We start from the raw sequence: 19952 nt of genomic DNA on the forward strand, positions 1-19952 counted from the left end.
CCGTGGCGGTGGTTCACGTCGTGGGCGCCGGTCTCGCCGGGCTTTCCGCGGCGCTGCGACTGGTGGATTGCGGCGCAAACGTCCAGCTCTGGGAGGCGACGGGGCGCGCGGGCGGACGCGCCTGGTCGTTCCATGACCGGACGCTCGGCGCCCTGATCGACAATGGAAATCATCTCGTCCTGTCGGGCAATCGCGCCGTTCTGGACCATTGCCGCCGGATCGGCAGCTTCGGCTGGCTCGACATCGCGCCGGAGGCAGCGCTGCCCTTCCACGACCTCGCGACGGGAGCGGACTGGGTGCTGCGCGTTCCATCCCTGTCCAGTCCGCGCGCGGCGCTGCCGCCGGGCATCGGGCCCGGGGGGATCGCGGATCTTTGGCGGATCATGACGGCAGGGGCGGGGCGGCTCCTGTCGGATGTCGTCCGGCCCGGAACGCCGGCGTGGCACGCCCTCTGGGAGCCGCTGTCCCTCGCCGTCCTGAACGCCCCTCCGGACGCCGCGGCGGCGCGGCCCCTCGCCGCTGTCCTTGCGCGGACGATCCTGCGCGGTGGTGGCGCGTGCAGGCCCGTCACCATGCCGCGCGGTCTGGGCCCGACGCTGGTGGACCCGGCGGTCGAGGCGCTTGCGGAGGCGGGCGTCGAGCCCGCGTGGCGCCATCCGCTGACCGCCATCGAAGAGGACGGGGGGCGCGCGGCGGCGCTCGTCTTCGGGGCAAGGCGCGTGGATCTCGGCGCGGAGGACCGGGTGATCCTTGCCGTTCCGGCCCAGACGGCGGGAGCACTTCTGGGCCTGCCGGCGCCGTCTGCGGGCAAGGCAATCCTGAATGCGCATTTCAGGGTGCCGGCGGGCGCCGCGAGCCGCATCCCGCCGCTTCTCGGCCTGCTGTCGGGCCGGGGGGACTGGGCGTTCCGGCGCGGGGACGTGGTGTCGGTCACAGTGTCCGGTGCGGAGCCGGTCGCGGCGGGGGCGCAAACGGCGCTTCTCGCGGACCTCTGGTCGGAGGTCGCGCGGGCGACGGAACTGACGGGGATGGAGCCGCTTGCCTCGCGCCTCCTCGTGGAAAAAGCGGCGACCTTCGCTCCCGATCCCGCCTCCCTGTCGCGGCGCTTGCCGCTTCGGCCCCTCGGCAACGTGGTGCTCGCTGGAGACCATATGAGCCCGCCGCTGCCTGCGACCATCGAGGGGGCGCTCAGATCTGCCCGCCATGCGGCGAGCGCCGTTCTGAAGGGGTAGGGGAGAGGGCGAGCGCGCCGCCGTCTCCCCCCGTTCTCTCAGCTCGCCTCGGCGTCCGCGAGGGCAAGCAGGCCCCGCAGCGGGATCTCCACCCAGTCGGGCCGCATGGCCATTTCGTAGGCGACTTCGTAGCCGGCCTTCTGGATCAGGAAGAGGTCGAGAAGCGCCTGTTCGAAGGCCGGATCCGAAGCCTGCGGGCCGGAACCTTGCGCGGTTTCGCGATAGGCCTCCAGGAAGGTCCCTTGCGTGGCGCGGCGCCAGCCCTCGACATCCGCCATGGTGCGCTCGGGGTCCGCGCCGAACTCGATCCGGCGGCGAAGGACGGACCAGAGCGCGTAGTCGAAGCTGCGGAGCATCCCGGCGACGTCCCTGAGGGGGGAGGTCTTCGCGGTGCGCTCGGCAAGGCTGCGGGACGGTTCCCCCTCGAAGTCGATGATCATCACGTCGGTCTCGACGACGAGAACCTGGCCGAGGTGATAATCCCCGTGAATGCGGCTGATGCCGCCCGTGGGGGGCATTCCGCGCAGGGCCTCGATGCGGGCGGTCAGCGCGTCCCGCTGGTCCAAGACCGCCTCGGCGACATTGCGGCTCGTCTCCGGCAGCGACTGGAGCCGCTCCTGCAGCCGATCGAGCGTCCGGGACAGCTCTCCTTCCACGTCGTCCACCAGCGCCTCGACGACCTCGGCGGTCAGCGGCTCCTGCGAGAAGGCCGTGCCGTCCGCGCCGCTCGCCAATGCTTGGTGCAGCTCGGCGGTGCGGCGTCCGAGGACGGTGCCGATGTCGAGGGGACCACCGAACACGGGCTGCTCCTCCTGCGCGGCGCGATCGGTTTCCCGGCCGCCCATCTCCCGGGTCTCCAGTTCCCGGTCGAGCGCCTCGGTGACGTAGGTCCAGGCGTCGCCCTGGTTGCGCACGAACTCCGACAGGGCCGCGAGCGTCGTGACTTCCCCGTCCGGCGCCGTCCAGTCGATGGTTCCCAAGAGGGCCGGGCTGGCGGTGAAGTCGGTCTCATCCGTCAGAAAGCGCGCGATCTCGATGTCGGGCTGCGTTCCGCCCTGCAGGCGACGGTAGAGCTTCAGGATCAGCTGGTCCGAGAAGGCGATGGAGGCATTGGACTGCTCGCCGGTCAGAAGATGCGGCTCGCCGGGCTCGTTCGCCATCTCCTCGAAGCGTTTGGCGCGGGTGAATTCGATCCGCCCTTCCGAGGTCTCGAGCGTCTCGCCCGAGCGCATCGCATCAAGGAGCGCCGTCGCCATCTTGTCGTCCACCGCCCCGTCGAGCACGGCGCCGACGCGGTTGGCGCGGCGCAGCTTGGCGAGCGTGGCAGGAAGGCGCGGGGACATCGTCAGCGCATCCTCGCCCCAGACCGCGGATAGCGGCAGGAGATACCGCTGCGAGCCGGTGCCGACGCTCACATCCGCGACCGCGAGCATGTGCTGGCCGTCGTTCATCTCGGTCAACTGGGTGAGGGACACCTCGTCGATCCGGTCCTCCTTGGCGGCGAACCAGCGCTGCAGCGGCAGGTAGTCGCGCAAGGTCCGGGAGACGAAATCCTTGGCAGAGCGATCCGCCAGTGCGGAGGACAGCGTTCCGTCCCGCGTGGTCAGGGTCAGGAAATCCGGGAGCGGCTGGGTGTGCGGCGAATGCCAGCCGGGCGCGTCCTCGGCATCCGTCAGCAGGAACCAGTAGAACCCGTAGCCGGGCAGGGTCAAAAGGTACGGCAGCTCCCCGACAGGCGGGAATGCGGACTGCCCGGTCATCTCGATCGGGACGCGGCCCGAGAACTCGGACAGGTCGATCTCGGCCGCCTGTGCCTGTCGCGAGAGGTTGGCGACGCACAGGACCGTCTCCCCACCACTCCGGCGCAGGTACGCGAGCACCTTGCGGTTGGTGGGGTAGAGAAGCTCGATTTCCCCCCGGCCGAAGACGTCGTGCCGCTGGCGCACGCCGATCATGCGCTTCAGCCAGTTGAGCAGCGAAGTCGGCGAGGATTGCTGCGCCTCGACGTTGATCGCCTGGAAGCCGTGAACGGGATCCTGGATCGTCGGCAGGTACAGTTCCTGCGGCAGGGCGCGGGAGAACCCGGCATTGCGGTCGGCCGACCATTGCATCGGTGTCCGCACGCCGTCGCGGTCGCCGAGGTAGTAGTTGTCGCCCATCCCGATCTCGTCGCCGTAGTAGACGATGGGCGTGCCCGGCATCGACAGAAGAAGGGAGTTCAGAAGCTCGATCTTGCGCCGGTCGTTCTGCAAGAGCGGCGCGAGGCGGCGGCGGATGCCCATGTTGATCCGAGCGCGACGGTCGGAGGCGTAGAAGTTCCAGAGGTAATCGCGCTCCCGGTCCGTCACCATTTCGAGCGTCAGCTCGTCGTGGTTGCGCAGGAAGATCGCCCATTGGCACTCCTCGGGGATCTCCGGCGTCTGGCGGATGATGTCGGAGATCGGATAGCGATCCTCCTGCGCCACGGCCATGTACATCCGCGGCATGAGGGGGAAGTGGAACCCCATGTGGCACTCGTCGCCGTCTCCGAAATAGGGACGGGTATCCTCGGGCCACTGGTTCGCCTCGGCCAGAAGCATCCGTCCGGTGTAGTGCTTGTCGAGGTCGGCGCGGATCGCCTTCAGCACGTCATGCGTCTCGGGCAGGTTCTCGTTGTTCGTGCCGTCCCGCTCAACGAGGTAGGGGATCGCGTCCAGCCGCAGCCCGTCCACGCCCTTGTCGAGCCAGAAATGCATCGCGTCGAGAACCGCCTCCATCACGGCGGGGTTGTCGAAGTTGAGGTCCGGTTGGTGATCGAAGAAGCGGTGCCAGTAGAACTGTTCGGCGACCGGATCCCACGTCCAGTTGCTGTCATGGGTGTCGTTGAAGATCACCCGTGTCTTGTCCATCCACTTCTGCGGGTCGTCGGACCAGACGTAGAAGTCCCGCTCCGGGCTGCCCTTCGGTGCGCGGCGCGCCCGCTGGAACCACTCGTGCTGATCGCTGGTGTGGTTGATCACGAGCTCGGTGATGACCTTGAGGCCGCGCCGGTGCGCCTCCGACACCAACTCCTCGAAATCCTCCATCGTGCCGTAGGACGGGTTGATCGCCTTGTATTCGGAGATGTCGTAGCCGTCGTCCCGGAGAGGGGAGGGGTAGAACGGCAGGAGCCAGATCGCCGTCACGCCGAGGCTCTGGATGTGGTCGAGCCGCTGCATGAGACCGCGGAAATCGCCGATCCCGTCGCCGTTCGAGTCCTGATAGGCCTTGATGTGCAGCTGATAGATGACGGCGTCCTTGTACCAGTCCGTCACGTCGTCGCCGGTTTTGCGGGCATCGAGGCCCTGGTCCAACATGTTCATTCGGCCGCCTCCGGGGGGCTCAGTTTCCAGATCGCATAGGGGCGCTCCTGCGGATCGAGTGTCAGCAGGTGCGTCTTGCCGTGCCACGTGAAGGAATTGCCGTAGAGCATGTCCGTCACGCCGATCTCGCCGTCGTCGGTCAGGCCGAATTCCCACAGCGGGACCTCGAACTCGAAATGCGCCGGGTTCAGCGGGTCGAGCAGGACGTGGAACAGCAGGTAGTTGCCGGACGCCTCGTCGAAGCGGCCGTAGTAAAGGACGCGCTCATCGGACGCCTCGAAGAACTTCAGGTTGCGGAAGTCCCGCATCGCAGGCTCGCTCTGCCGGATGCGGTTGATGAGCCGGATGTCGTCCTTGATGTGGCCGGGCGCGTCGAAATCCCGGTGCTTCAGCTCGTACTTCTCGGAATCAAGGTATTCCTCCTTGCCGGGCAGCGGCTCGCCTTCGCAGAGCTCGAAGCCCGAATACATGCCGTAATTGCCCGCAAGGCTCGCGGCCATGATCAGCCGCGTGCGGAAGCCGGGGCGGCCCGAGGTGTGCAGGAAGATCGGATTGATGTCCGGCGTGTTGGTGAAGAAGTTCGGACGCATGTAGTCCGAGCATTCCTCCGTGGTCAGCTCGGTCAGGTACTCCGTCAGCTCGGCCTTCGTATTGCGCCACGTGTAGTACGTGTAGCTCTGGTTGAAGCCGACCTTGGCGAGACGCTTCATCACCTTGGGGCGGGTGAAGGCCTCGCTGAGGAAGATGGCGCCGGGGTGCTCCTGTCGCACCTCGGCGATGATCCATTGCCAGAACGGGAAGGGCTTGGTGTGCGGGTTGTCCACCCGGAAACACAGGACGCCGCGCTTCGCCCAGAACAGGAAGAGATCCCGCACCGCTTCCCAGAAGGGCGCGTTCGCGGTGCCATCATCGTTGTAGTACCGGAAATTGACGATGTCCTCGTACTTTTTCGGCGGGTTCTCGGCGAACTTGATGGAGCCGTCGGGGCGCCGCTCGAACCAGTCTGGATGCTCCGAGATCCACGGATGGTCGGGGGAGGCATTCAGCGCGATGTCGAGAGCGATCTCCAGCCCCTCTTCGGAGGCCGCCGCTACCAGCGCATCGAAGTCCTCGAGCGTGCCGAGTTCGGGATGCACGTCCATCATGCCGCCTTCTGGGGAGCCGATGGCGTAGGGGGAGCCGATATCGCCAGCTTCTGCGCGCAGGGCGTTGTTCCGGCCCTTCCTGTTGGTCGTGCCGATGGGATGAATGGGGGGGAAATAGAGCACGTCGAAGCCCAGATCCCGCACGTAGCCGAGCCGTTCGATCACATCGCGGAACGTGCCGTGCCGGCCTTCGGGCCCCATCGAGCGGGGGAAGAGCTCGTACCAGGCGGAAAACGCGGCCCGCTCCCGGTCGACCCAGACCGGCACATCCACGGGATAGCGGGTGAGGTTCGCGCGCGGTCCGATCAGGTTCATCAGCGAAGCGGCCCCCGGCGAGAGCAGCGCCTCGACATCTCCCTTCTTCGCCGCCTTCGCCAGCGCCTTGAGCTCCGATGTCGTGCCGCGGGGCGCTTTCGTCTCCGCCAGGATCGCCGCGGCTTCCATTAGTTCGACCGAAACGTCCTGACCGGCATCGACCTTCTTGCGGGTGCCATAGGCCCACGTGCCCCAGACATCCCGCCACGCGATTATGGAGAAGGCGGCCGGGCCGGGCGTGTCGAACGTGACCTCAGCGCCCCAGCGGTCATTGTCGATGAACGCCATCCGCTCTTCGCGTCCATCCGGCAGGATGACCGCAGCCGAGAAGACCTCGTGGCCGTCCCCGAATAGGTCGGCGGATATCTTGAGGGGCCAGCCGGCCACCGCCTTCGCGGCGAACCGTCCTCCGTCGATTTCAGGTGTGACGGCCTCGATGACCATCCGGTGCTCTGCCAGCGCCGCAAGGGAGCTGGGCGTCGTGATCTTGCCGCGCGACATAGTTGGAATCCTCATGGCGCTATTACGCGAAGTCATTAGCCAACAGGATCTCGGCAAGGCGAGTTCCACGCCATGTGCGTCGGGCCTCGCGGAAAGCGCGCGTTCCGAAGCCCGTCGCCAGTTTTTCGTGCACGCTCGCTGTGGGAGGTCCCGGCCACCGAGAAGAGCGGCCGTCGGCGCGATCAAAGGACGAGGCCGACGCCGCGCACCCGGAGCCATCGGGGACGTCCCGCCGGATTACTGCGAGATTGATTTAAGGCGGAATTGTGGCATTGCGCTGCGATTACGGATTGCTTAGGCAAAAAATGCCCGCTTCGCTGCGATTGCTCGTTCCAAGCGAACGGAAATGGCGGGCGGCTTCGTGCAAAAGAAGCCGAATAGATTCGCGGCCTCGCAAGAATATGTCAATTATTGACGTAAGGTAAATTCGCACGGTTCCCTAGGTTACGGGTGATGCGTCCTCCGTCTTGCGGTGCGATAGGCCAAGTTCCCTGCACCAGCATAAAAATCTGCTGTGTTCTTCCTGCGTCACAGCCGGCCTGCACTTCGCCGCGCCAGATTGACGAAATGTTTGCCAACGCGGAGTAAAGCGTAGCGCAAGGTCCGTGCTCTGAGGCCCTGCTTGCCAATTTTAAACATCAAAGTTCGAGGTGCATCGTGGCTGATCGGAATATCCGTACCATAAACCAGGCAGGCCTTCCGCTCGGCGCGCGTCTTCTGATTACCACGCTTCTCGCGTCCGGCGCCCTGACCATTGGAACCCACGAGGCGGTGTCCCAATCTCTCACGCGGGTCGTCGATGGGAAGGTCGTCTCCGGCCAGGATGCCGAACTGCGGGGGAATGGCGCCAGCGGCTACGAAGTTCTTTCGGGATCCCAGACGATCGACGCAAACGGCGGAACGTTCACGGGCTACAAGACCGTCGGCGGGGCCGGTTCCGGCGGCGGCGCGGGCCTCGGCGGCGTCTTCTTCGTCAACAGCGATGCAACGCTGAAGATCAGCAACGCCAACTTCACCGGTAACCAGGTGGTGGGCGGCGAGGGTGGCGGCGGCGGCAGTGTCGACGTCAAGAACGCTGCTCTGGCCATCGGCGACAAGACGACGAACGGCACCTCGAACCTTGTGACCGGCTTCACGTCCAACGTGCGCCAGACCGCGGACGGCTTCGTGCTCGAAGGCGTCGACTACGGAGATAGCGATCCGCTCTTCGACATCATCGACGGCGCAACCTTCGGAGCCGACGTGAGCCGCGATGGGGCCGTCACCACGGTGACCGACTCCATCGGCAGCAGCGACGATAACGGCTTCACCTTCGCCAACGGTCTGAACGTGAACGATTTCGTCAAGTCCGCCGAGATCACGGACAGCGACTCCGATTCCGGTGTCTATGCGACGGACGAAAGAACTGAGGATGGCAAGACGGTCGCAACCAGCTTCTCCGTCGAGAAGCTCGACGACCTTGCCAAGACCGGCCTGACGATCGGGGCCGAGGTCGTCGGAAGCGGCGTTCCCGCCGGTACGAAGATCACAGACATCATCCGGACGGACGGCAAGATCACCTCGGTCAAGCTCAGCAACGAGGTCGAGCTGGACGCGATGGACGGCTTCAACGTCTACACGCCTCCGATCCTTACGGGCTCCACTTACAGGCAGAGCGGCAACACCCTGACCTATGCGCCGGGCACCGTTCCCGCGACGCTCGAAGTCGGCATGCGCGTGACGGGGAAGGGCGTGACGGACGGGAACCTCACGGTCACCAGCATCAACCGCGAAACCGGTCAGGTGACCCTCTCGGGGGCCCTGCCGAGCGGCGTTCTCAGCTTCAACGCGATCAAGCCGGGCTCCAAGGTCGGATCCAACGTGATCTTCGCGCCGTCCTCCAGCACGGGCCTCTCCGTCGGCGATGAGGTCTACGGCGAGGGCATTCCGAGCGGAACGACGGTGACGGCGGTCGACGGCGACAGGATCGTCCTCAGCCAGCCCCTGACCGCCGAGGTCGACATCCTGAGATCGCGGAACATCTCCGCGTCCGGCAGGACGGCCACGATCGGATCGGGCGTCGAGGGAATCGAGGTCGGCCAGGTCGTCGAGGGCGAGGGTGTTCCTCAGGGCACGACCGTCGTGTCCGTCAATGAGGCGACCGGAGAAGTCACCTTCTCCAACGACATCGGCACCGCCATCGACAGCCTGCGGTTCGTCTCCGACTCCGCTTTCGGCGGCGGCATGAACGGCCGCGGCGTCACCAATCTCGGCGAGTCCGGCAAGTCCGGCAATTCCGGCCGGCAGGCCTTCTTCAACGAGGGGGATGGCGGCGACGGGCAGGCCGGCACCAGCGGCGCATCCGCCACGAACGGCACGGGCGGCGTCGGCGGCAAGGGCGGTGACGGCTCCGACGGTCTCGCGACGAACCCGGCGCTCGTCGCGGATGCCGCCACCGCGGCCCTCAACCTGGCCTCCGCGATCGCGGACGCCGCGGCAGCGGGTGTGCCCGATCCCTATCCGAAACCCGTCGCAGCTGCGGCGAAGGCGGCCCAGGCCGTCACGCTCGGGATCGAGGTCTCGCGTGTCGCGGTCGAACTCACGAAGTGGCAGTTGGATGCCCAGAAGGGTCTGACCGGTATCGGCGGCGACGGTGGTGCCGGCGGCGATGGCGGTGACGGCAGCGACTTCTTCGGCGGCGGCTCCGGCGGGGCCGGCGGCGCGGCGGGCGATGCGGCCAGCAACTCGCTCGGCGACGGAACGGACGGCGCCGCCGGTAATGGCGGCGACGGCGGCTTCGGCGGCGGCGGCGGCTCCGGCGGACAACCGGCGAACAGCGCGTCCAAGGATGCATCCGGCGAAGGCGGCAGCGGCGGCTTCGGCGCGGGCAAGGGCTCCACGGTGAATGCCGGCGGCAGCACCGAAGGCGGCCAGGGCGGCTCCGGCTTCGGCGGCGCGATCTTCGTGCGCACCGGCGGCACGCTCATCCTCTCGGGCGAGATGCGCTTCGCGGGCAACACGGCGCGCGGCGGCTCCAGCGCGGACTCCTCCGGCGGCGCCTCGGGCAACGGCGCGGGCTCCGACCTCTTCATCATGCGCGGCTCCGACGTGTCGCTCTCCGCCGATGCAGGCAAGAAGATCGTCTTCGACGGGTCCATCGCGGACGATTCCGAGGCGACCTACGAAAGCGCCCAGTACGCCAGCGGCGACGGGGCAGACCTCACGATCAACGGCGAGGGCACGGTCGTCTTCAACCGGGCGAACACCTATACCGGCGACACGATCCTGAGGAGCGGAACGCTCGAGGCCCAGGATGGCGTCGGCGTTCACGAGAATTCCCGCGTCGTCTTCGACGGTGCTGCGACGTCCGATCTGTCGGAGCTGTCCGTCCCCGTCCTCATGAGCTCCGGCACCTTCACCCGCTGGGTGGGCAGCGCCTCCGACCAGGTGCTCTGGCAGGGCTCCGGCGGCTTTGCCGCCAAGGACGCAACCGGCCTGACGGTGAACCTCGGCCAGTCCTCCAGCGGCAACCAGGAGCTCGTCTGGGGCCAGAACGGCTTCGTCCCGGACGGCAGCAGCCTCGTTCTGGGCTCGGTGACCGCAGGCGGTACCGTCACGTTCGTCAACGACATCTCGCATGACGATACCCAAGGCGGCGAGGTTGCCTTCTATCTCGTCGACAACACGTCGAGCGACGCCGACAAATCCGTGCTGCAGAGCGACGTCACCGCCGGCACGATGAGCGTCGACGGCAACGTCCGCACGGCGCTCATGCAGGTCGAGGGCACCCTCGACATCGCCAGGCTCGACATCGCCGGCGGCACCATGGAAACCACGGGGTCCGGCTCGCTCGCCGAGCGGACGGACATCGACATCTCCGAGGGCGCGCGCTTCATCGCCGGAACCGAGGATACCGTCGGCGCCGTAACCAATACCGGCACCTATACCGTCACGGCCAAGCAAAGCGTCGTCTCCCTGACGAACGAGGGCCTCGCGCAGGTCGGAGCGACCCTGACGGCGCGCGAGGGCGGTGTGACGAACACGTCCGGCGCGACGCTGGACCAGCGGGCGAACATCACCTCCGAGGGCAACGTCACCAATGACGGGACGCTGACGGTGACGGGCGTTCGCCGGATCGACACGACGGGCGAGACGTCCGGCCTGACCGGGAAGGGCGGGATCGAGCTCGCCGCGGAAGAGGACGGGCTGATCGTCGACCAGTTGGGCGAGACGACGTTCTCCGGGGTGATCTCGGGCGAGGGCGTCTTCCAGAAGGAAGGCACCGGCACGCTGAACCTGGCCGGCGCGAGCATCCACACGGGCGGCACCTTCGTCGCCGAAGGCACGCTCGACACGACGGCGGGCGGCACGCTTGCGGATAGCGGTGCGATCTCGATCTCCGAGGGCGCGACCTTCGTCGCCGGCACCGCCGACACGGTGGGCAAGGTGACGAACTCCGGCACCTTTGATGTGAATGCGGCGCAGACCGTCGCCTCGCTCGGCAACGATGGCCTTGTCACGCTCGACGCGGTCCTGACCGCCGGCGCGGACGGTGTCTACAACGACGCCGAAGGCACCATCGAGCAGCGCGCGAACATCATCTCCGAAGGGAGCGTCACCAATAACGGCACCCTCGAGGTGACGGGCGACCGGCTGATCAAGACGACGGGCGAGGCGTCCGGCTTCATGGGCCTCGAGACCGGCGTGGTGACGCTGGCGAAAGACGGCGACAGCCTGACGGTCGAGCAGCTGGGCAGCACCGCCTATGCCGGCACGATCGAGGGTCTGGGCTCGTTCACCAAGGACGGGACCGGCTGGCTGGACCTGACCGGGGCGAACAGCTTCGAGGGCGGCACGACGGTGGACGTGGGGACGCTGCGGACCGTCGATGGCGGCACCCTCTTCGACACCGGCGCGATCGACATCCGCGAGCAGGGGCGCTTCATCGCGGCCTCCGCGGACACGGTGGGCGTTGTGACGAACGCGGGCACCTACTCCGTCGCGGCGGCGCAGAACGTCCTGTCGCTGAAGAACGACGGCGCGGCCGAGATCTATGCCGAGCTGACGGCGCGCGAGGGCGGCGTGACGAACACGTCCGGCGCGACGATGGATCAGCGGGCGAACATCACCTCCGAGGGCGACGTCACCAACGACGGGACGCTGACGGTGACGGGCGTTCGCCGGATCGACACGACGGGCGAGACGTCCGGCCTGACCGGCAAGGGCGGGATCGAGCTTGCCGCGGAAGAGGACGGCCTGATCATCGACCAGCTTGGGCAAACGACCTTCTCCGGCGTGATCTCGGGCGAGGGCGTCTTCCAGAAGGAAGGCACCGGCACGCTGAACCTGGCCGGCGCGAGCACGCATACGGGCGGCACGCTGGTCGCCGAAGGCACGCTCGACACGACGGCGGGCGGCACGCTTGCCGATGACGGGGCGATCTCGATCTACGACGGCGCGACCTTCGTCGCCGGCACCGCCGACACGGTAGGCAAGGTGACGAACTCCGGCACGTATGATGTGAATGCGGCGCAGACCGTCGCCTCGCTCGGCAACGATGGCCTCGTCACGCTGGACGCGGTCCTGACCGCCGGCGCGGACGGTGTCTACAACGACGCCGCAGGCACCATCGAGCAGCGCGCGAACATCATCTCCGAAGGGAGCGTCACCAATAACGGCACCCTCGAGGTGACGGGCGACCGGCTGATCAAGACGACGGGCGAGGCGTCCGGCTTCATGGGCCTCGAGACCGGCGTGGTGACGCTGGCGAAAGACGGCGACAGCCTGACGGTCGAGCAGCTGGGCAGCACCGCCTATGCCGGCACGATCGAGGGTCTGGGCTCGTTCACCAAGGACGGGACCGGCTGGCTGGACCTGACCGGGGCGAACAGCTTCGAGGGCGGCACGACGGTGGACGTGGGGACGCTGCGGACCGTCGATGGCGGTTCCCTCTTCGACACCGGCGCGATCGACATCCGCGAGCAGGGGCGCTTCATCGCGGCCTCCGCGGACACGGTGGGCGTTGTGACGAACGCGGGCACCTACTCCGTCGCGGCGGCGCAGAACGTCCTGTCGCTGAAGAATGACGGCGCGGCCGAGATCTATGCCGAGCTGACGGCGCGCGAGGGCGGCGTGACGAACACGTCGGGCGCGACGCTGGATCAGCGGGCGAACATCACCTCCGAAGGCAACGTCACGAATGACGGGACGCTGACGGTGACGGGCGTTCGCCGGATCGACACGACGGGCGAGACGTCCGGCCTGACCGGCAAGGGCGGGATCGAGCTTGCTGCGGAAGAGGACGGCCTGATCGTCGACCAGCTTGGGCAGACGACCTTCTCCGGCGTGATCTCGGGCGAGGGCGTCTTCCAGAAGGAAGGCACCGGCACGCTGAACCTGGCCGGCGCGAGCACGCATACGGGCGGCACGCTGGTCGCCGAAGGCACGCTCGACACGACGGCGGGCGGCACGCTTGCGGATGATGGGGCGATCTCGATCTACGACGGCGCGACCTTCGTCGCCGGCACCGCCGACACGGTGGGCAAGGTGACGAACTCCGGCACCTTTGATGTGAATGCGGCGCAGACCGTCGCCTCGCTCGGCAACGATGGCCTTGTCACGTTGGACGCGGTCCTGACCGCCGGCGCGGACGGTGTCTACAACGACGCCGAAGGCACCATCGAGCAGCGCGCGAACATCATCTCCGAAGGAAGCGTCACCAATAACGGTACCCTTGAGGTGTCGGGCGACCGTCTGATCAAGACGACGGGTCTCGCTGGCCTCGACACGGGTGTCGTGACGCTGGCCGGGGACGAGGACAGCCTGACGCTCGAGCAAAGCCTCAATTCGGTCTATTCCGGCCGGATCACGGGTGACGGGACCTTCCGCCGCACCGGCGACGGCGTCCTCTTCTTCGACGGCGCGATGGGATCCGTCGACGTGGCGAACATCGTTTCCGTCGGCGGCGGGCTGAACTTCGCCGAAGGTGGGATCGTCTCCTCCACGACCAGGGTCTCCCTCGATAACGCGGTTCTGAGCATCCTCGAGGGCTCTCAGACCTTCGAGAGCCTGACGGGGAGCGGTATGGTGGCGCTCAACGGGTCCGACCTGACCCTCGGCAGCTCCGGCGACTTCGATGGCGACATCATGGGCGCCGGCACGCTGACGCTCAACGAGGGCTTCGACTTCGACGGTGTCATGACCGGCGATACCCTGAAACTGGCGATGACCGACTTCACCCTCGAGAAGGGCAGTGCGGCCGCCTTCCGCCAGATGGACCTCGCCTCCGGCAAGACGACAATCTTCGGACCGGCCAACTCGCAGACGCTCGGCGGCCTCTACATCGGAGAGATGCTGTCCGTCGCCGGCGGCTCCGAGCTCGCCCTGAACGGGGCTCTCGATCAGGCGCTGCCGACGGTGCGTGCCGGCGGCCTCAGGGTCAGCGGTGCATCGGCACGTCTGACGGGGACCGGCGTCATCGACACGCCGATGGCGATCATCGAGAACGGCGGCATCGTGGCGCCCGGTTTCTCGCCAGGCACGCTGGTCTTCACGGGCGATCTGGACATGTCGAATGGCGGTATCGCCGACATGGAGATCAACGGCCGCGAAGCTGGGACGGAGTACGACGTCATCTCGGTCGGCGGTCGCCTGATCCTCGGCGAGGACTCGGTCCTGCGCGTGGCCCTGGGAGACGGGTTCGAACCGGAGATGGGGGACAGCTTCCACATCCTGTGGTTCGATCCCGAATTGCGGACCGGCAGCTTCGGCAGCGTCGTCAACGAAACCGATGACCGCTTCAGCTACGTCAACTCCACCGGCGTCGTAGTCGCAATGGGCTCGCGCGATGACGAGGAAGAGGAAGGCATCCGCAAGACTCTGAAGCAGATCTCTGACGACGAGGACGAGGAAAACAAAGAGCTGTCCTCCATCGTGGACCAGCTCATCGTTCCCGGGACCACCGGTGAACCCGGAAGCGAGGAGGACATCCTCAACGCGGCCGGCGGCAACCTGATCCCGCTGCTTGCGGCGGCGGATCCGGAGGACCGTGTCGAGGTGCTCAGCCGCTTCACGCCCGAAGGGTATGGCGGTGCGTTCGAATACGCCCTGCGCTCGCTGGTCGTGAGCTCCGATCTCTTCGACGGCGTCTCCCTGACGGGGCCGAGGGGAACCTGGGGCACGGTCGATTACGACAGCCGTGAACTCGGGTCCGACAGCTCGCTGACGATGTCCGACTACACCCAGACCTTCCACAGCATCGGCGGCCGGATCGGCTTCGCCACGGATGACGTGGTGCTCGGTTTCGGCATCCAGTCGGTGGACGGCAGCGTGAAGACCGATGCCGGATTGTCGGCGGATGGCGAGGGGATGCAGTTCATGGTCGGCGCGATGCTGCGCAACCAGCCGAGCGGGATCGCACCCTACATCACCCTTGAGACCGGATCGCACGAGTTCGAGGGCTCGCGGCTCGGCCTCACCTCGACGCTGGACTTCGACGATGTCGAAAGCTCGGCGACGCTGGCTCGCGTCGGGGCCCGCTTCTCGACGGAACTTGGCCAGGGCGCGCTCAACGTCGATGCCGCGGCCCTCTTCGGACGGGTGGACAAACTGTCCTTCTCGGAGAGCGGGGGCGCATTGCCTGATCGTCTCGAGGTCAACATCCCGTCGCAGACGGTGTCCGGTGTTGCGCTCGGTGTGGACTACAGCCACGCGGTGACGGAGAAGCTGGCCCTGTCGGGCGGGATCGATGTCACCCATCTCTCGGGGCTGGAGGATTACATCGTCGAGGGCCGTTCCGGCGGCGAGGACGTGGTCTTCGAAGCCCGCGTGCCCGGCATGGACGCCACGCAAGGGGCGATCAGTCTCGGGGCGGACCTGCTTGCCACGGAGAATGTCCTGCTGAGCCTCAAGGGGTACGGCCAGGGCGTGCTCGGCGGCGAGTCAGCCTCCGGTGTCTCGGTCAGCCTGAAAGTCGACTTCTGAGACAGGCGACGCGGAAGAAAGAGTGGTGAGGTATGGCGACTGACTGGATGCGGCGCGCTGGTGTCCTGGCCGGTGTCGGTGCACTGATCGCCCTGGGCGTCACCCTCTATAACACGAACCAGGGGCTGCGCGTTCGCGCGGCCCTTGGTCAGCAGGACGCCCGTTTCTCGCTGGCCCTGGCCGAGTACGAGGACGGCAGGCTCTCGGACGCCTTCGAGACGTTCGAGCCGCTCCTCCTGGCGGAGTATCCCCCGGCCATCCTCTTCATGTGCGATATTCTGAACAGCAGGGAGGGGGCCGAGATGGACGAGACGTGCACGGATCCCGGCGAGACACCGGGCATCAAGCGGCTTGAGCAGCTCGGCGAGCTGGCCCTCGTCGCCCGCGAGTGGCAGACCTTCGAGCGCACAGTCCAGCGCCGGCTGGAGGCGGGGGACGTCAGCGCGCATTTCGACTACGCCCGGTACGAGGCCCTGTCCCAGCCGACGGCGCCGCCGGTGGACGCGATCGCCGCACACCTCTCCCGGTCCGCCGAGGAGGGCGATCCGCGGGGTCAGTACCTCATGGCGATCTACCGGTTGAGGGACATCGCCGAGGGCGCCGCGGACGGGCCCATCGTCCAGAGCTTCGCCGGCCAGCTGGCGAAATTTCCGCCACTCACCGACGCCGAGGCCTATTTCGAGCTCTCGAAACTCATGCAATCGGGCCTTATCACCAGCGAGCTCGACTATCCCGAAGTGCTCCGCCGGGCAGACGAGGCAGGCAATCCCTATGCCGCCGGGCATATGGCGCAGTATCTCATGGCCAACCCGGAGATCACCGAGGTCGGCGGGCAGGGCGCTGCGGAGTGGATCGCGAAAGCGGCCCGGAACGGCGATCCGGTGGCCCAGTACAACCATGCCCTCGCCCTGCTGGACGGCGGCACGTCCGGTGCCGGAGACACGGACGAAGCGGAACGCCTTCTGAGCGCGTCCGCCGCGGCTGGGTTCGCCCCCTCCCATACACGCCTCGGCGCCCTCTACTGGCAGGAGCCGGAGCGGGGCGGGGACACCGCCGAAGCCGGCCGCAGGACGGCGCTCGACCATTGGCAGCAGGCCGCCGACAAGGGCGATGCCAATGCGCTATTCAACCTCGGTCAGGTCGCGTTGGCTCAGGGGCGGACGGATGAGGCGGTCCGCTACCTGGAGCGAAGCGCCGAGCGTGGGAACGCGGCCGCCCGGGACGCCCTGACGAAGCTGCGCTAGAAGGCCCCGCCCCGGTGAGCCGCCTGCCGTCCATCGATACCTTCCGGGGCATCGGCGTGAGCCTCGTTCTGTGGACGCATGCCGGCCTGCCGGGGGCGCCGGGGGCCTTCGTCGGCATCGATGCCTTCTTCATGATCAGCGGGTTCCTCGTCACGACATCGTTCCTGCGGCTCTTCGATCGCCTGCGTGTCGGCGAGGGCGATGCGTCCTCCTTCACGCTCTACCGCACGGCGTCCGTCCGGTTCCTTGAGGCGCGGGTGCGGCGCATCCTGCTGCCGCTCTTCGCCGCGATCTTCCTGACGCTGGCGGCGGGCTGGGTCCTTCTGCTGCCCGGCGATCTCTACGAGCTGGCGGATGCGGCGCTGATGTCCGTCCTGCTGTCCGGCAACCTCCATGCCGCGTCCACCGGCGACTATTTCGACATGATCGTCCAGGCGGAGCCGCTGCTGCACACCTGGAGCCTCGCCCTCGAGGAGCAGTTCTACCTGCTCTCCCTCGTGATCATGGCTGCCTGGGCACTGCTGCCCCGGACATGGGGGTTCTGGGCGCTGGTTCTGGGGGGAGGGCTCTTCTCCCTCGCCCTCGCGCAGATCTACTCCACCGATCCGGACCTGAAGGGGGCGAGCTACTACCTCTTCTCCACCCGCGTCTGGGAGTTCCTCATGGGGGTGGCGCTGGCGCCGCTGGTCAGGGGCGGCATCTTCGAAGGACGGCTCGGGCGGTGGCTGACCTGCGATATCGCGTTCGCCCTTGGCTGGGTGCTCGTCTTCGGCTCCATCGCCATCCTGACGCCGGACGCGCCCTCGCCGGGCCTCGTGTCGCTGCCCGCGCTCATCGGAATGGGCCTGATCATCATCGGGCAGCCGCGGAGCCGCTTTCTGGCGGAGCGGATCCATCTCCGCCCGATCACCTATGCCGGCCGCAACCTCTACGGCATCTATCTCTTCCACTTCCCGGTCGTCGTCTATCTCGCCTATGTCGATCCACCCCTCGGAGCGTGGATGCCGGTGGTGTCGTTCGTGGCGTCCTACGCGGTCGCCCTGGCTCTCGGGGCCCTGATCGAGTTGCCGTTCGAGCGGTGGCGGTCGCCGCGCTTCCGCATCATCGTCGGCCTCGATCTTCTGCTGCTCGCGGGGATCTTCGGGCTCGCCACTCTCATCTGGCAGTCGGGCGGCGCGCCGGAGCGGATGCCGGAGGCGGCACAGCGCGCCTATCTCGGCAAGTATCTCGTCAATCCCGAACGCGGCCGCTGCATGGAGGGCGAGCTGACCGCGGAGGGCTATTCGTGCAGCTATGGAGCGCCGTCGGAGCGGAAGGTCGTCCTGATCGGCGATTCCCATTCTGACATGCTGGCCAACCAGCTGGGGCGCGCCCTCGAGGAGCGCGGTCTCCAGACCCTGCATTTCTGGTCCTACGCCTGTCCCGCGATCGGCGCGAGGCTCTACGATCTCGACGTGTTCGGGGACGACTGCACGCGGCTCAGCTTCGAGGCGCACGATCGTCTTTCGGCGATGCAGGGGGTCGAAGCCGTGATCTATGCCGCGCTCTGGCCCTCGTACCTCGGATACAGCGAGGACGACGTGCCGCAGGAGATCGCCAGCGGCCGGGCCGGGGGGCCGGGCGCGGCGAACCTTCGCACCTATCGCGAGGCGTTCCAGCGTCAGTTCCTCGATACCGTGAGGGGGCTGACGGCGCGGGGCATCGAGGTCTACATCGTGGCGCCCGTGCCGATCCTCGAGAGAAGCCCGGCTGACGAGGAGGCCCTGAACGCGTGGTACAGACCGAGGTCCTGGACGACGCCGCTGAACGAGGCGCTCGGCCGGGATGCCTACGAGGCGCAGGGCGAAGTCTTCCAGGCGGTAATCGCGCCGCTGAGGGACGTGGACGGCGTCTACGTGCTCGATCCGGGCGACGTCCTCTGCCCGGACGAGACGTGCCGTCAAATCGAGGATGGCACGCCGCTTTACTACGATGAGACCCACCTCAACGAGCGCGGCGCCGAAGCGGTCGTCCGCCACTGGTTTCCCTGACGGCGCCTGCGCCTGCGAGGTGCTATACGCCCGGGGCTCGGGCCTCTGAGACATCGGCCGGGCCTTGATTTGCGGGCTCTGATGTCTGAAATGACGGCATTCGTGGCTATCGAGCTACGAGAACCAGCTTTGCCCCACCAGTCGGACGATCAATGAAACAAGGCCAAATTGATCTGCGCAGCGCTGCCCGTCTGTCCGTCGCCCCGATGATGGACTGGACGGATCGTCACTGCCGGGCGTTCCACAGGGTCATGACGCGCCAGGCGCTGCTCTACACGGAGATGGTCGTCGCGGCGGCTCTGGTTCGGGGCGGGGCGCGGCATCTTCTCGCGTTCGATCCGGCCGAACATCCCGTTGCGCTCCAGATCGGGGGATCGGAACCGAAGGAGCTGGCCGAGGCGGCCCGGATGGGAGCGAATGAGGGCTACGGCGAGGTCAATCTGAACGTCGGCTGCCCGTCCGACCGGGTGAAGTCCGGGTGCTTCGGTGCCGTCCTGATGCGGGAGCCGGAGCGGGTCGCGGAGGCCTGTGCCGAGATGATCGCGGCCTCTTCGGTGCCGGTGACGGTGAAGTGCCGGATCGGCGTGGACGATCAGGTGCCCGAAGAGGTGCTGCCGGACTTCCTGACGCGCGTGCGAGATGCCGGGGTGAGCCAGGTCACCATCCATGCGCGCAAGGCGTGGCTTCAGGGCCTCTCCCCCAAGGAGAACAGGGATATTCCGCCGCTCGATTATCCGCTCGTTCACCGCATGAAGGCGGAGTTCCCGGATGTGTCGATTTCCATCAACGGCGGTATAGCGACGCTGGACGAGGCTGCGGCGCATCTCGAAGGCGGTCTCGACGGGGCGATGATCGGTCGCGCGGCGTATCACGATCCGGCCTCTGTCCTGCTCCGCGCGGACAGCCGGATCTTCGGTGCGGAGGATCCCTGCGAGCGGGCGGAGGACGCGGCGCTTCGGATGCGGCCCTACATCGCGCGGCATCTCGAGGCGGGCGGGCGGCTCCACGACGTGACGCGGCACATGCTGGGGCTGTTCACCGGCCGTCCCGGCGCGCGGGCATGGCGGCGGACGCTGTCCGAAGGCACGGGGCGCAAGGATGCGGGACTGGAGCTGTTCGACGCGGCGCTGGAGCACGTGACCCTGGCAACGGCCTGAGGGCAGGCGCGGCCCGTGTGCCCGGC

General features: G+C 67.3%; 7 protein-coding genes. 5 read left to right on the top strand and 2 right to left on the bottom strand.

Annotation, left to right across the window (positions count from 1 at the left end):
- The first annotated feature begins 2 nt into the window (after window positions 1–2).
- The gene (locus DQG15_RS14985) at window positions 3–1232 is read left to right on the top strand and encodes an FAD-dependent oxidoreductase (protein ID WP_116086599.1); all 1230 of its coding nucleotides are present in this window, start codon (window positions 3–5) and stop codon (window positions 1230–1232) included.
- A gap of 38 nt (window positions 1233–1270) precedes the next feature.
- On the opposite strand, the gene treS is transcribed toward DQG15_RS14985, so the two are convergent.
- On the bottom strand, window positions 1271–4573 hold the full coding sequence (gene treS, locus DQG15_RS14990) for a maltose alpha-D-glucosyltransferase (protein ID WP_116086601.1): 3303 nt from the start codon (window positions 4571–4573) through the stop codon (window positions 1271–1273).
- Entirely contained in the window at window positions 4570–6534 is a 1965-nt protein-coding gene (locus DQG15_RS14995; protein WP_116086603.1) for an alpha-1,4-glucan--maltose-1-phosphate maltosyltransferase, read from the bottom strand. Before DQG15_RS14995 ends, treS begins: the two co-directional genes overlap by 4 nt.
- A 657-nt stretch (window positions 6535–7191) precedes the next feature.
- Between DQG15_RS14995 and DQG15_RS15000 the strand changes: the two genes are divergently transcribed.
- The 4 genes from DQG15_RS15000 to dusA all read left to right on the top strand — a co-directional run bounded on the left by DQG15_RS15000 (window position 7192) and on the right by dusA (window position 19926).
- Window positions 7192–15495 carry an autotransporter-associated beta strand repeat-containing protein gene (locus DQG15_RS15000; protein WP_116086605.1) on the top strand — a complete coding sequence of 2768 codons (8304 nt, stop codon included), beginning with the start codon at window positions 7192–7194 and terminating at the stop codon, window positions 15493–15495.
- A gap of 32 nt (window positions 15496–15527) precedes the next feature.
- Window positions 15528–16739, top strand: coding sequence for a tetratricopeptide repeat protein (locus DQG15_RS15005; protein ID WP_116086607.1), 1212 nt, complete (start codon window positions 15528–15530; stop codon window positions 16737–16739).
- Between the two features lie 14 nt (window positions 16740–16753).
- Entirely contained in the window at window positions 16754–18769 is a 2016-nt protein-coding gene (locus DQG15_RS15010) for an acyltransferase family protein (protein ID WP_116086609.1), read from the top strand.
- 152 nt (window positions 18770–18921) lie between these two features.
- Window positions 18922–19926, top strand: coding sequence for a tRNA dihydrouridine(20/20a) synthase DusA (dusA, locus tag DQG15_RS15015; protein ID WP_116086611.1), 1005 nt, complete (start codon window positions 18922–18924; stop codon window positions 19924–19926).
- Window positions 19927–19952: the final 26 nt, after the last annotated feature.

It is taken from the genome of Tropicimonas sp. IMCC34011 (genome assembly GCF_003390865.1).
Taxonomy (GTDB): Bacteria; Pseudomonadota; Alphaproteobacteria; order Rhodobacterales; family Rhodobacteraceae; genus Tropicimonas_B.